13 protein-coding genes are annotated in these 12400 nt (G+C 64.6%); 6 read left to right on the forward strand and 7 right to left on the reverse strand.

Going from position 1 to position 12400, the window contains the following annotated elements:
- Nucleotides 1–112: 112 nt before the first annotated feature.
- From ACXAED_RS10420 to ACXAED_RS10440, 5 genes are all read right to left on the reverse strand, one after another.
- The gene (locus tag ACXAED_RS10420) at nt 113–1156 is read right to left on the reverse strand and encodes an endonuclease/exonuclease/phosphatase family protein (RefSeq protein WP_475049400.1); all 1044 of its coding nucleotides are present in this window, start codon (nt 1154–1156) and stop codon (nt 113–115) included.
- Complete coding sequence (locus tag ACXAED_RS10425) at nt 1153–1989, reverse strand: hypothetical protein (protein ID WP_475049402.1); 837 nt, start codon at nt 1987–1989, stop codon at nt 1153–1155. The genes ACXAED_RS10420 and ACXAED_RS10425 overlap by 4 nt, the downstream gene beginning before the upstream one ends.
- Nucleotides 1990–2373: 384 nt before the next feature.
- Nucleotides 2374–2979, reverse strand: coding sequence for a 3-isopropylmalate dehydratase small subunit (gene leuD / locus ACXAED_RS10430; RefSeq protein WP_475049403.1), 606 nt, complete (start codon nt 2977–2979; stop codon nt 2374–2376).
- A gap of 12 nt (nt 2980–2991) precedes the next feature.
- Nucleotides 2992–4395, reverse strand: a complete 1404-nt coding sequence (gene leuC, locus ACXAED_RS10435; protein ID WP_475049405.1) for a 3-isopropylmalate dehydratase large subunit — start codon at nt 4393–4395, stop codon at nt 2992–2994.
- Nucleotides 4396–4448: 53 nt separating this feature from the next.
- Nucleotides 4449–4547 carry an isopropylmalate isomerase gene (locus ACXAED_RS10440; protein WP_226429013.1) on the reverse strand — a complete coding sequence of 33 codons (99 nt, stop codon included), beginning with the start codon at nt 4545–4547 and terminating at the stop codon, nt 4449–4451.
- A 168-nt stretch (nt 4548–4715) separates the two neighbouring features.
- Here ACXAED_RS10440 and ACXAED_RS10445 point away from each other — a divergent pair, with 168 nt between their 5' ends.
- The 3 genes from ACXAED_RS10445 (at nt 4716) to rlmH (ending at nt 7194) form a co-directional block, all read left to right on the forward strand.
- Nucleotides 4716–6092 (forward strand): mechanosensitive ion channel family protein, encoded by a 1377-nt coding sequence (locus tag ACXAED_RS10445; RefSeq protein WP_475049407.1) that lies wholly within the window; start codon nt 4716–4718, stop codon nt 6090–6092.
- A gap of 167 nt (nt 6093–6259) precedes the next feature.
- Nucleotides 6260–6631 (forward strand): ribosome silencing factor, encoded by a 372-nt coding sequence (gene rsfS / locus ACXAED_RS10450; RefSeq protein WP_475049409.1) that lies wholly within the window; start codon nt 6260–6262, stop codon nt 6629–6631.
- 92 nt (nt 6632–6723) lie between these two features.
- A complete protein-coding gene (gene rlmH / locus ACXAED_RS10455; protein ID WP_421055848.1) occupies nt 6724–7194 on the forward strand; it encodes a 23S rRNA (pseudouridine(1915)-N(3))-methyltransferase RlmH in 471 nt (156 codons plus the stop codon).
- Between the two features lie 52 nt (nt 7195–7246).
- Here the strand turns inward: rlmH and ACXAED_RS10460 are convergent, their stop codons facing one another.
- Together ACXAED_RS10460 and ACXAED_RS10465 are read right to left on the reverse strand one after the other, a co-directional pair.
- Nucleotides 7247–7603: a hypothetical protein gene (locus ACXAED_RS10460; RefSeq protein ID WP_475049412.1), complete on the reverse strand. Its 357-nt coding sequence runs from the start codon at nt 7601–7603 to the stop codon at nt 7247–7249.
- Between the two features lie 35 nt (nt 7604–7638).
- Nucleotides 7639–8361, reverse strand: coding sequence for a DUF599 domain-containing protein (locus ACXAED_RS10465; protein WP_475049414.1), 723 nt, complete (start codon nt 8359–8361; stop codon nt 7639–7641).
- An 80-nt stretch (nt 8362–8441) separates the two neighbouring features.
- Between ACXAED_RS10465 and ACXAED_RS10470 the strand changes: the two genes are divergently transcribed.
- Genes ACXAED_RS10470 through glcF form a run of 3 tightly spaced genes read left to right on the forward strand, consistent with a single transcriptional unit; the run spans nt 8442 to nt 12364 of the window.
- Nucleotides 8442–9890: an FAD-linked oxidase C-terminal domain-containing protein gene (locus ACXAED_RS10470; protein WP_475049416.1), complete on the forward strand. Its 1449-nt coding sequence runs from the start codon at nt 8442–8444 to the stop codon at nt 9888–9890.
- Between the two features lie 50 nt (nt 9891–9940).
- Complete coding sequence (locus ACXAED_RS10475; RefSeq protein ID WP_475053087.1) at nt 9941–11038, forward strand: FAD-binding protein; 1098 nt, start codon at nt 9941–9943, stop codon at nt 11036–11038.
- A gap of 3 nt (nt 11039–11041) precedes the next feature.
- Nucleotides 11042–12364 carry a glycolate oxidase subunit GlcF gene (gene glcF / locus ACXAED_RS10480; protein WP_475049419.1) on the forward strand — a complete coding sequence of 441 codons (1323 nt, stop codon included), beginning with the start codon at nt 11042–11044 and terminating at the stop codon, nt 12362–12364.
- Nucleotides 12365–12400: the final 36 nt, after the last annotated feature.

Genomic DNA, 12400 nt, shown 5'->3' on the forward strand with positions numbered 1-12400 from the left:
AAAACAGCTGGCATGGGCGTAGCGGGACAGCCGGGCAGGGTCAATAACGGCCCTTGGAAATAAAGGGGTCTGATGAGGATTTGGCCGCGCAATGAAGGGAAGGTCGGCCGGGTCAGTCCAGCAACAAATCCACCCACACCAGGCGGTGGCGGCTGGCGACGGCTGACGCATCCTCCGGGCTGTCCGGCCAGGCAACGCCGCTGCCGGTGACAGCCAGCCCGGCCGAGGGCAGCACATAATCGACCCGCATCTGTCCGACGCCCTGCCAATCCACCGTGGCGGTTCCGCCCCTGGTGCTTTGCGGCTGCGGATCCTGCAGGCGCGGGTCTGCCAGAAGGCTGCGGATCGCCTGTTTGCGGCCCTCGCCTTGCTCAGGGTCGAGATTTGCGTCGCCGGCAATGACAAAGGGGGCTTCGGGCACCGGCCCAAGCTGACCGTCCAGCAGCAGCTGCCACAGGCGGATTTCGTCGTGGTTGCGCCGCCCGTTGCGGTCTTCCGGCCCATCAAAGACTGGCGGGGTGGCATGAAAAGTCATCACGTTCAGCCAGCGTCCATCCGGCAGCTGCACCGGAACCAGCCAATGCGCTGTTGAAGACAGGCGCTGAACCGCTTGCGCCTCAGCTGAGGGGAAGGGCCGTCCGTCCGGGTGCTGCGGCAGCAGCGGTTCCGGCAGGTCGCGCCACAGCAGGGCTGAGAAATCGCGGACCCCTTGGCGGCCAACGGGCAGCCGCGACAGCAGCGCAATCCCGCCCTGGCCGCGGAACCGGCCATAGCCCTGGTTGTCGCGCGGCCCGCCGGTCCTGCTATCGCCATCCAGATCCAGCGGGGCAGGGGGCGGCAGTCCTGCGTTGGGCTGCAAGTGGACGCGGTGCGGGTAGCTCAGGCCCTGGTCCGCCAGCTGTCCGGCCAAGGCCGCGAGCGCCCGGCCTTCGTAATCCCAATCAATTCCCTGCAGCGCCAGAACATCCGGTTGCGCGGCGGTTATGACGGCCGCAACGGCGGCAACCTGAGGGTCTTTACCGCGCTCTATATCGCGCAGCAGCAATCCCGGCCCGTCGCGCGACAGCTCAGTGTTGAAAGTAGCGATGCGGAGCGTTTCTGCCCGGCCCGTCCCGGCGGCAAGGATCAGAAGAAGACCCGCCGCCAGCCGCCTCATGCGGTCTGCATCGCCTCATCTGCGTTGCTGCAGGCGGCGCGGCGCTTTTGTGCAATCAGGCCGGAAATGCGCAGCATCGCCATGCCGCGCATGATCATCGAGGCCGGCACCAGCGCCCACGCGCTGATCACCCAGATCAGCATATGCGGTGCCGCCAGCATTCCCGGATCCACCAGGCCCGACATCATCTTGACCATGGCAGGAAGGGCAAAGGGCAGCAGCACGCCGCCGACGATATTGATCCGCCCGTCCCGCTGCAGCCGCTGCACCACATCGCCGCCGGCTGTCGGATCGAACAGGGGCAGGTTGATCCAGACGTTGAATGCGCCGCTGCCGACCGGCCAATGGCCCACCCGGATCACCAGCGCAAAAACGGCGATTGCCAAGGCTGCGACCGTGCCGGCCAGCCCGGCGGCATCGCGCACCATCAGCACCGTGGCCTCCGGCACCTGCGGCGGCATCATCAGCACCGTCAGCTGCACCGGAGAGTAGGCAAAATCCAGCTGTCCGCCCAGCCAGGAGCCCAGCCGCTGGACCAGCGCTGTCAGCCCGGTCGGGGCCAGCGGATGGGCCGCCAGCAGGCTCAGCGCGCCGAGCGAGGCGGCGCAGGCGCCAAAACGCATACGGTTGATTGGCGGTGCATTGCGGAACTCGATGAAGCTGGGGAAATGGGTGTAATACTCGGTGAAAGCCAGGGCAGAGCCCAGAAGGGCAATGAACAGGACGACCTCCGGCAAATCGGTAGAGGCTGCTGGCAGGATCAGCGTCGGCATTGCGAACAGCATAGCCACCAGTAAGCCGCGGAAAGCCGCGCCTGTTATTCGTGCTAACACGTCTCCGTATCCCTTCAAACCGGACCGGGTGTTTTTGTCCCTGGTTCCGGAATTGAAGCCCCCCGGGACAGCCCGGGGTGCTCTGCCTCATTTTTGATTTACTGTTGCCGGCAGGCGGTATTCCGCTCAAGGCCCGGCAGCAGGGAAAGGGGCACATTGACTGCGAGAGTGGTGCGGTATTGCATCATCGTGGGGGCGAAAAAGACACGTTTTTAGGGCGTTCTACCAGATGCTGTGGTGGCGGGGAGAGCGCGCACAACGCAGCCGCGCCCGATAATGCGCTGCTTAAACGGTGCATAGGCACAGTGCGATTCTCTTGAAGCCGCAAAAGAAAGAGCCGCCCGGGCGGGCGGCTCTGGAAAGCTTCGGCTGATTCAGCCGGGATCAGACCCAGGGGCGCTCCTGCGCGGCCTTGGTCTCGAAGGTCTTGATCGAGCCGGCTTTTTCCAGGGTCAGGCCGATATCGTCCAGCCCGTTCAGCAGGCAGTGCTTCTTGAAGGGATCAACGTCGAACTTGATGACTTCGCCGTCCGAGGTGGTGATCTCCTGTGCTTCCAGATCGACGGTCATGCGGGCGTTTTCGCCCTTCTCCGCGTCGGCCATCAGGATATCAACCTGCTCCTGCGGCAGCACGATCGGCAGGATGCCGTTCTTGAAGCTGTTGTTGTAGAAGATGTCCGCGAACGAGGTCGACACGATGCACTTGATGCCGAAATCGGCAATCGCCCAGGGCGCGTGCTCACGACTGGAGCCGCAGCCGAAGTTGTCGCCCGCCACCAGGATCTCGGCGTTGCGGTACTGCGGCTTGTTCAGCACGAAATCCTCGATCTCGGTGCCGTCGCGGTTGTAACGCATCTCGTCGAACAGGTTCTTGCCGAAACCGGTGCGCTGAATGGACTTCAGGAACACCTTCGGAATGATCATGTCGGTGTCGATGTTAACCAGCGGCATCGGTGCGGCAACGCCTTGGATCTTTGTGAACTTTTCCATGCTTCTGGCTCCTTACATCAGCTCGCGCACGTCGGTCAGCTTGCCGGTCAGGGCAGCGGCGGCAGCCATGGCAGGCGACACCAGGTGGGTGCGGCCCTTATAGCCCTGGCGGCCTTCGAAGTTCCGGTTGGAGGTTGCGGCGCAACGCTCGCCCGGGGCCAGCTGGTCGGGGTTCATCGCCAGGCACATGGAGCAGCCCGCAAGGCGCCACTCGAAACCGGCGGACTCAAAGATCTCTGCCAGGCCTTCTTCCTCGGCCTGCGCCCGCACCAGGCCGGAGCCGGGAACGATCATGGCGCGCATGCCGTCCTTGATCTTCTTGCCCTTCACGACCTCTGCGACGGCGCGCAGGTCTTCGATGCGGCCATTGGTGCAGGAGCCGATGAACACGGTGTCGATCTCGATGTCGGTCAGCTTCTGGCCGGGGGTCAGCCCCATGTACTCGATCGAGCGGCGTGCCGCCTCGACCTTGCCGCCGGTGAAGTCCTCGGGGTTCGGCACAACGCCGGTGATCGGCAGCACGTCCTCGGGCGAGGTGCCCCAGGTCACGACCGGCTGGATGTCCTCACCCTTCAGGGTGATCACCTTGTCGAAATGCGCGCCTTCGTCGGTGTACAGGGTCTTCCACCAGTTCAGCGCCGCTTCCCACTGGGCGCCTTTCGGGGCGTGCGGGCGGCCTTTCACGTATTCAAAGGTGGTCTCGTCCGGCGCGATCAGGCCGGCGCGGGCGCCGCCTTCGATTGCCATGTTGCAGACGGTCATCCGGCCTTCCATCGACAGGTCGCGGATCGCTTCGCCGCAGTATTCGATGACATAGCCGGTGCCGCCGGCGGTGCCGGTCTCGCCGATCACGGCCAGAGTGATATCCTTGGCGGTCACACCCGGCTTCAGCTTGCCGGTGATCTCCACCTTCATGTTCTTGGACTTCTTCTGGATCAGCGTCTGGGTGGCCAGCACGTGCTCCACCTCGGAGGTGCCGATGCCATGCGCCAGCGCGCCGAAGGCACCGTGGGTGGCGGTGTGGCTGTCGCCGCAGACCACGGTCATGCCGGGCAGGGTCCAGCCCTGTTCCGGGCCGACGATGTGCACGATGCCCTGGCGGACGTCATCCACCGGGTAGTAATGCACCCCGAATTCCTTGGCGTTCTTGTCGAGCGCCTCGACCTGGATGCGGCTTTCCTCGTTCTCGATGCCTTTGGCACGGTCCAGCGTGGTGGGCACGTTGTGGTCCGGCACAGCGATGGTCTTTTCAGGCGCGTGCACCTTGCGGCCGGCCATGCGCAGGCCTTCAAACGCCTGCGGGCTGGTCACTTCGTGGACCAGGTGGCGGTCGATATAGAGCAGGCAGGTGCCGTCCTCTGCTTCATGCGCAACATGCGCATCCCAGATCTTGTCATAGAGTGTCTTGGGGGACATGGGTCCTCTCCCGTGATGTATTGGGTATGCTGGCTTTGGGCTGGGCAGGCACCTTATAGGCGCGCCAGGACCGTGCGGGCGGCGCCAAAGAACCGCTCGCGCAGGCGGGCGCGGTCTTGCAGTTCGATCTTTTGGGCCAATACGAGGGTCATGGCTGTCAGATACATCCGCACGGGCCGGCAATCAAAATTCGTTCTCTGCTGCGCGGCTTCCAGGCCCGAAGCTGGGAGATAACCCGGTCACTGCGCCGGCTATCCGTCCAGCGTCTGTTCTTGATCAAATCCCGTCCGGACGGCAGACTGCCTAAAAAAGGGGGCGTGATGGAGCCGGAGGAGCAGACCCAACCCAAGGACGCACTGGCCGAAAGCGCCGCGGAAGCGATTGAGCTCGGCCAGCAGCTGTGGGAATTCGCCGCCGGCGGCATTGAGCTGCTGCTGAGGCCCTGGAACGCCTATCAGGTGGGGATCGCGGCAGCGCTCTTCGTGCTGGCGACCCTGATTGCCCGGCCGGTGGCCCAGGCATTTCACAATTGGCTGCGCGGGCGCGAGGGCTGGCCGCGCTGGCGGATGCGTTTGGGGCTGGTGGTGCACAAGCGGATCCGCGGGGTTCTGTTCGTGGTGCTGATCTGGACGGTTGTCCTGATCATGCAAGAGACCACCTGGCCCAGCCGCTCGCGCCTGCTGGCGGTGATTGCCAACCTGTCGCTGGCCTGGCTGATCGTCTCCTTCGCCACCCGCCTGGTCGGCAACCCGCTGCTGCGAAACCTGGTGAAATACGGCGCCTGGACCTGGATCACCCTGCGTATCCTGGGGATCACACAGGAGGCCACAGCGCTGCTGGACAGCATCGCGATTGATTTCGGCGACCTCAGAATCTCGCTGTTTCTGGTGGTTCAGGCGGCTGTCATCCTCGGGGTGATGCTCACGCTGGCACGGGTGATTTCGCAGGTTGCCGCAAACCGGATCCGTGCCAACTCCGAGATTTCCCCGTCAATGCAGGTGCTGGCAGCCAAGCTGGCGCAGATCCTGCTGTTCGGCGGTGCCTTCTTTATCGGGCTGAGGGCCATCGGTATCGACCTGACCGGCCTTGCGGTGCTGTCGGGCGCCATCGGCGTGGGCCTCGGCTTTGGCTTGCAGAAGGTGGTGTCGAACCTTGTGTCCGGTCTGATCATCCTGCTCGACAAGTCGATCAAGCCGGGCGACGTGATCTCTTTGGGTAACACCTTCGGCTGGATCAACGCGCTGGGCGCGCGCTATGTCTCCGTCGTCACCCGCGACGGGCGCGAATACCTGATCCCGAACGAGGACCTGATCACCACCCAGGTTGTGAACTGGTCGCATTCGGACAAGTTCGTCCGCCTGGATCTGAACTTCGGCACCGCCTATGAGGATGATCCCCACAAGGTCCGCAAGATCGCGATTGAGGCGGCCTCCGGCGTCAGCCGTGTCCTGCAGTACGGCAGCAAGAAACCGGTCTGCCACATCACCGGTTTCGGCGACAGCAGCGTTGATTACGTGCTGCGGTTCTGGATCGACGACCCCACCGGCGGGCTGACCAATATCCGCGGCAACGTCTTTCTGGCGCTGTGGGATGCGTTTCAGGCTCAGGGCATCTCCATCCCCTTCCCGCAGCGCGAGGTGCGGATGCTGAACGACCCGCTGCCGGTCAGGGTTGCACCCGGCGAAGATGACGGATAAAGCACATGGCTTGCATCGTGGAGAGGGGCTTTCATTGAAAGTTTACCCACTGGTTGCTACATTATTAACAGGCCCGGCGCCGGGGCTTGACGGCGCGTTGTAAGGAGGACCATGTCCTGTCACCCGTACCTCAAGCGGCGGATGCCGCTGTTAATGGGGCAGCCGTGATGGCCGCCCAGTCCCAGCCCACCAGCGAACAGCTGCTGGAGCGGATTCTCTCCTCACTCAGCGATGACAAGGCCGAAGATGTTGTGCAGATCGACCTGCGCGGCAAAACGTCGATTGGCGATTACATGGTGATGGCCTCCGGCCGCTCCACCCGCCAGGTCGCGGCAATGTCGGAAAAACTGATGGACCGGCTCAAACAGGAGTTCCGGATCAGCTGCAAGGTCGAAGGCAAGGATACAGGCGACTGGGTTCTGATCGACACCGGTGATGTGATTGTCCATATCTTCCGCCCGGAAGTGCGCGAGTTCTACCAGCTCGAGAAGATGTGGATGCCCGCAGCCACCGCGGCAGACTCCGCCGCCGAGAGCTGAGCCAACGGCTGATTTGATGCAGGCCCGCGCCTGGGTGCGGGCCGGATTGCTTCAGGCCCGGTATTTTCAGGCCGGGTATTTTCAGGACTGTCATGCGTCTGCATATCTGTGCGGCCGGCCGTTTGCGGGCTGGCCCGGAAAAATCCCTCATCGACGACTACCTCACCCGGTTCGACCGGACCGGCCGCGCGCTGGGCCTGGGGCCTGCGCGGGTGGTGGAGATTGAGGACAAGAAGAACGCAGGCATGGCGGCTGAGGCCGCACTCTTGCGCAAAGCGCTGCCCAAGGGCGCGGTGATCTGCACCCTGGACGAGCGCGGCAAGGTGATATCCTCCCCGGATTTCGCGGACAAGCTGGCCGGCTGGCGCGACAGCGGCCGCCAGGATCTTGCGCTGATCATCGGCGGCGCGGACGGGATTGATCCCAGCCTGCGGGCTGAGGCCGATTTCTCGATCTCCTTCGGCAAGATGGTCTGGCCGCACATGCTGGTGCGGGTGATGCTGGCCGAGCAGATCTACCGCGCTGCAACCATTCTGGCGGGCAGCCCGTATCACCGGGTGTGAATGCGCCTTGCGGCGCATGCCTGCGGCGCGAGTATTTTTGGAAAGATGAAAGTCAGGGCAGGGTGAGGACGTATGTTTCTTCGCCCCAGCCATCCGTCAGGCAGCGGGCCTGAATCCGCACCTGATTTGTGCCGTCCGGCACCTGCACGCCGCTTAAGGACCGGGTAAAGGGCTGTTCCTGCTCATGCGGATGCGCCAGCACGCGCAAGCCCAGCTCATTGCCTTCCATGTCCAGCACCCGCCAGCCGTCGGCGTAATGCTCCCATCCGGTGTCGGGGTGGGAGAGGGTGACGCTGAAGGTCCAGCCGCCGCCGGAGTGGCGGGCGGCGGCGTTCTCAATCACCGGTTCATCCGCAAAAGCAGGCGGGCCGGCGGCAGAAAGAATAAGCGGCAGAAGCAGGTGTCTCATGCCAGGACCATATCTTTGCTGGCAGAGGCGTGCAGTCACGAAACCGTGTCCCCGTCGCTTTCCGGCGGGATGCGCATCAGGATAGTGCGCGAGTGCGAGACGAACTCGCGCCGGTAGAGGACGGCGAAGGTGATCACCGCTGCACCGGCCAGCGGCAGCGCACCCGCCAGCCAGGCCACTGCGGCGAGGGCGAAATAGGTTGCCCGCATGCCGCGATTAAAGCTGCGCGCGGCTGTGATGCTGATCTCGGCGGCCTGCGCGGCGCGCGGATAGGCCAGCGGGTCCTCCCGGTCATTAGGCACAGCCGCCATCACCACCGCGCAATAGCCGAACAGCCGGTGGGACCAGACGAATTTCAGAAACGCGTTCGACAGAAACAGCAGCACCACCAGGATCTTGACCTCCCAGACAAAGGCCGGGGCGCTGTCCTGGATGAGGTCCTCGGCAACGCCTGCCAGCTGCTCTGTATTGCCGATCAGCGCCAGCCCGCCGCCAATGGCGATCATCGCGGCGGAGGCAAAGAACGCCGTCGCCTGGCGCAGGTTCCCCGCCAGCTGGGCGTCAAAGATCCGCGGATCGCGCTCCACCATCCGCTTCATCCAGTCGCGCCGGAAATCGGCCATCAGCCAGGACACCGACGGCCGCCCTATTGGCGGGTTCTCGATGCGCCAGCCGATCCACAGCCAGCTGGCGATCAGCAGGGTCAGGGCGGCAAGGTCGAACAGGGAAAACTGCGCAAGGCGGGTGGTCCAGATCATGGCCCGACCCTAGCGCGGCAATCCGCCCCTTGCCAGATGCGATAAATTGGTAATATTATTTTACCAAAGAGGAGAGCCCCATGGAGATGCCATCCCCGAACCCCGCCATTCTGGCCCGCAAGGCGCGGCTTGCCGAGCGGCTCCTGGCCGTGCTGCCGTCCGATGCGGTTATCCAGGATGAGATGGAGACCCGCGCCTATGAGTGCGATGCGCTGACCGCCTACAAGTGCCCGCCCTTGATGGCAGTGCTGCCGCGCACCACGCAGGAGGTCTCAGACATTCTGCGCATCTGCCACGAGGAAGGCGTCCCGGTGGTGCCGCGCGGGGCGGGCACGTCGCTGGCGGGCGGGGCGCTGCCGACCGCAGATTGCGTGATCCTGGGCGTGGCCCGGATGAACGAGGTGCTGGAGACCGATTACGAAAACCGAATCATCCGGGTGCAGACCGGGCGCACCAACCTCAGCGTCTCCGGCGCGGTGGAGGAGGAAGAGTTCTTTTACGCGCCCGACCCGTCCTCGCAGCTGGCCTGTGCGATTGCCGGCAATATTGCGATGAACTCCGGCGGGGCGCATTGCCTGAAATACGGCGTCACCACCAACAACCTGCTTGGCGTGACCATGGTGATGATGGATGGCACCGTGGTGGAGATCGGCGGTGCCCATCTGGATCCGGGCGGGCTGGACCTGCTGGGCGTGATCTGCGGCAGCGAGGGCCAGCTGGGTGTGGTGACCGAAGCCACCCTGCGCATCCTGCGCAAGCCGGAGGGCGCCCGGCCGGTTCTGATCGGCTATGACAGCAACGAGGTGGCCGGCGCCTGTGTGTCGGACATCATCAAGGCAGGCGTGCTGCCGGTGGCCATCGAATTCATGGACCGCCCCTGCATCGAGGCCTGCGAGGCCTTTGCCAAGGCGGGCTACCCGATGTGCGAGGCCCTTCTGATCATCGAGGTTGAGGGCAGCCCGGCGGAAATCGACCACCAGCTTGGACTGATCGTGGAGATTGCCCGTTCCCACAACCCGGTGGAACTGCGCGAGGCCAGCGACGCGGATGAGGCGGCCCGCATCTGGCTGGGCCGCAAATCGGCCTTTGGCGCCATGGGGCAGATCAACGATTACATGTGCCTGGACGGCACCATCCCGGTGTCCTCGCTGCCCTTCGTGCTGCGCCGGATCGGCGAGATGAGCAAGGAATTCGGTCTGGACGTGGCCAACGTCTTTCACGCGGGCGACGGCAACATGCACCCGCTAATCCTGTTCGACGCCAACAAACCGGGCGACCTGGAGACCTGCGAGGCCTTCGGCGCCGAGATCCTGAAGCTGTGTGTCGAGGCAGGCGGCTGCCTGACCGGCGAGCATGGCGTGGGGATCGAGAAGCGCGATCTGATGCTGCATCAGTACACTGAGGCGGACCTGGAGGCGCAGCTGAAGGTCAAGGACGTGTTTGACCCCAAATGGCTGCTCAATCCGGCCAAGGTGTTTCCGCTCTCGGTGACCGAAGGCCGCCGGGCCGTGGCGCTGGCTGCCGAGTAATGGGGGCTTTGCCCCCAAACCCCCAGAGTATTTCCGGAAAGATGAAAATGATGACACCAGGGAGCGAGGCGGAACTGGCCGAAGCCATTGCAGGCGCAAGCGGGCCATTGTGTATCCAGGGCGGCGGCACCCGCGGGCTTGCAGTTGAGGGTGAGGTCCTGAGCATCCGCGGTTTGTCGGGAGTGGAACTCTACGAGCCCGGCGCCCTGACGCTGGTGGTCAAGGCGGGCACGCCGGTTGCCGAAGTGGAGGCGCTATTGGCCACGGAGAACCAGCAGCTGGCGTTTGAGCCGATGGACCACCGCGGGCTGCTGGGAACGGATGGCGAGCCCACCATAGGCGGGGTGATTGCGGCGGGTCTTTCCGGCCCCCGGCGCATCCAGACGGGGGCGGCGCGCGATCACCTGCTGGGGGTGCGGTTCGTGGATGGCAGCGGCCAGGCGGTCAAGAATGGCGGCCGGGTGATGAAGAACGTGACCGGATATGACCTGGTGAAGCTGATGTGCGGTGCCCATGGCACCCTGGGAGTGCTGACTGAGGTGTCTCTCAAGGTGCTGCCGCGGGCCGAGGCCAGTGCCACGGTGACCGTGGCCGGCGTGGATCTGCCCGTTGCGGTGCGGGCGATGTCGGCGGCTTTGGGCTCCCCCTATGATGTTACTGGCGCGGCCTATGATGCGCAGAGCAAACAGGCGCATATCCGGGTGGAGGGGTTCCAGGACTCCGCCGCCTACCGCAGCGGCAGGCTGGCGGAGCTGCTGTCGGCCTGCGGTTCAACCGAAGTGCAAGAGGATGCCCAAGGCCTGTGGCAGAGGATCCGCGATGTGTCTGCCTTTCACGGGCGGGACGGAGACGTCTGGCGGATATCGGTGAAACCGTCAGATGCCGTCGATCTGGCCCCGCGGCTGGAGGCGGAGGCGCTGCAGTTCGACTGGGGCGGCGGGCTGATCTGGGCGCTTGTCCCCGCGGGGACAGAGCTGCGAAACCGGATCAGCGTGCCGGGCCATGCCACGCTCGTTCGTGCCTCGCAGGACACCCGCGCCCGGCTGGGCGTGTTCCAGCCGCAGCCCGCACCGCTGGCGGCCATTTCCGAAGGGCTGCGGCGCCAGTTTGATCCGCGCGGCATCCTCAACCCGGGCCTGATGGGGTAAGACATGCAGACCACTTTCACTGAAGAACAACTGCAGGACCCCGGCACCAAGCGCGCTAATGAAATCCTGCGGACCTGCGTGCATTGCGGTTTCTGCACCGCCACCTGCCCCACCTATCAGGTGCTGGGCGACGAGCTGGACAGCCCGCGCGGCCGGATCTATCTGATCAAGGACATGCTGGAGAACGAGCGGGTGCCGGACGCAAAGACCGTCAAGCATATCGACCGCTGCCTCAGCTGCCTGGCCTGCATGACCACCTGCCCCTCGGGCGTGCACTACATGCACCTGGTGGATCATGCACGCGCCTACATCGAAAAGCACTACGACCGCCCGTGGAGCGACCGCGCCTTGCGCTGGCTTCTGGCACGGATCCTGCCGTATCCGGGCCGGTTCCGGCTGGCGCTGCTGGGGGCCAAGCTGGCGAAACCCTTCAAGGGGCTGCTGCCGGATCCCCGGCTGCGCGCGATGCTGGATATGGCGCCGAAAACCATTCCGCCGGTCAGCCGCAATGACGATCCGCAGAGCTTTGCGCCCGAGGTTCCGCGCAAGAAGCGCGTGGCGCTGATGACCGGCTGCGCGCAGAAGGCGCTGAACACCGATATCAACGACGCCACCATCCGCCTGCTGACCCGGCTGGGCTGCGAGGTGGTGGTAGCCAAGGGCGCGGGCTGCTGCGGCGCGCTGACCCACCACATGGGGCGCGAGGACGAGAGCCACGCCACTGCGGCCAGGAATATCCGCGCCTGGGCGGCGGAGATGGACGAACAAGGGCTGGACGCCATTGTCATCAACACCTCCGGCTGCGGCACCACGGTCAAGGACTACGGCCATATGTTCCGCAACGAACCGCTGGCGGCGGATGCGGCGCGGGTTTCCGCCATCGCGATGGATATCTCGGAACTGCTGATGCAGCTGGAGCTGCCCGAGGGCGCAGACAAAGGGCTGACCGTGGCCTATCACGCCGCTTGCTCGCTGCAGCACGGCCAGCAGATCAAGACCCACCCCAAGACATTGCTGAAACGCGCGGGCTTCACCGTGGTGGAGCCCGCCGACAGCCACCTGTGCTGCGGATCGGCCGGCACCTACAACCTGATGCAGCCGGAAATCTCCGCCGAGCTGAAGGCGCGCAAAGTGAAGACGCTGGAGGCGAAGTCACCCGATCTGATTGCCGCCGGCAATATCGGCTGCATGATGCAGATCGGCTCCGGCACGGAGGTGCCCATCGTGCACACGGTGGAGCTCTTGGACTGGGCCACCGGCGGCCCGCAGCCGCCTGCTATGACTGCGCCGGGCAAACGCGCGCCGGAGGTGCCGATCCTGCGCTGAGGCTGCCGTCAAAAGAATTGGGCTGCATTCACCGCA

It is taken from the genome of Leisingera sp. ABM4_103, from assembly GCF_056158685.1.

What these genes read in the sequence shown, in the direction of transcription:
- ACXAED_RS10420 (WP_475049400.1), bottom strand. Translation starts at nt 1,156, where the DNA reads ATGAGGCGGCTGGCGGCGGGTCTTCTTCTGATCCTTGCCGCCGGGACG.
- leuD (WP_475049403.1), bottom strand. Translation starts at nt 2,979, where the DNA reads ATGGAAAAGTTCACAAAGATCCAAGGCGTTGCCGCACCGATGCCGCTG.
- leuC (WP_475049405.1), bottom strand. Translation starts at nt 4,395, where the DNA reads ATGTCCCCCAAGACACTCTATGACAAGATCTGGGATGCGCATGTTGCG.
- ACXAED_RS10440 (WP_226429013.1), bottom strand. Translation starts at nt 4,547, where the DNA reads ATGACCCTCGTATTGGCCCAAAAGATCGAACTGCAAGACCGCGCCCGC.
- ACXAED_RS10445 (WP_475049407.1), top strand. Translation starts at nt 4,716, where the DNA reads ATGGAGCCGGAGGAGCAGACCCAACCCAAGGACGCACTGGCCGAAAGC.
- rsfS (WP_475049409.1), top strand. Translation starts at nt 6,260, where the DNA reads ATGGCCGCCCAGTCCCAGCCCACCAGCGAACAGCTGCTGGAGCGGATT.
- rlmH (WP_421055848.1), top strand. Translation starts at nt 6,724, where the DNA reads ATGCGTCTGCATATCTGTGCGGCCGGCCGTTTGCGGGCTGGCCCGGAA.
- ACXAED_RS10460 (WP_475049412.1), bottom strand. Translation starts at nt 7,603, where the DNA reads ATGAGACACCTGCTTCTGCCGCTTATTCTTTCTGCCGCCGGCCCGCCT.
- ACXAED_RS10465 (WP_475049414.1), bottom strand. Translation starts at nt 8,361, where the DNA reads ATGATCTGGACCACCCGCCTTGCGCAGTTTTCCCTGTTCGACCTTGCC.
- ACXAED_RS10470 (WP_475049416.1), top strand. Translation starts at nt 8,442, where the DNA reads ATGGAGATGCCATCCCCGAACCCCGCCATTCTGGCCCGCAAGGCGCGG.
- ACXAED_RS10475 (WP_475053087.1), top strand. Translation starts at nt 9,941, where the DNA reads ATGACACCAGGGAGCGAGGCGGAACTGGCCGAAGCCATTGCAGGCGCA.
- glcF (WP_475049419.1), top strand. Translation starts at nt 11,042, where the DNA reads ATGCAGACCACTTTCACTGAAGAACAACTGCAGGACCCCGGCACCAAG.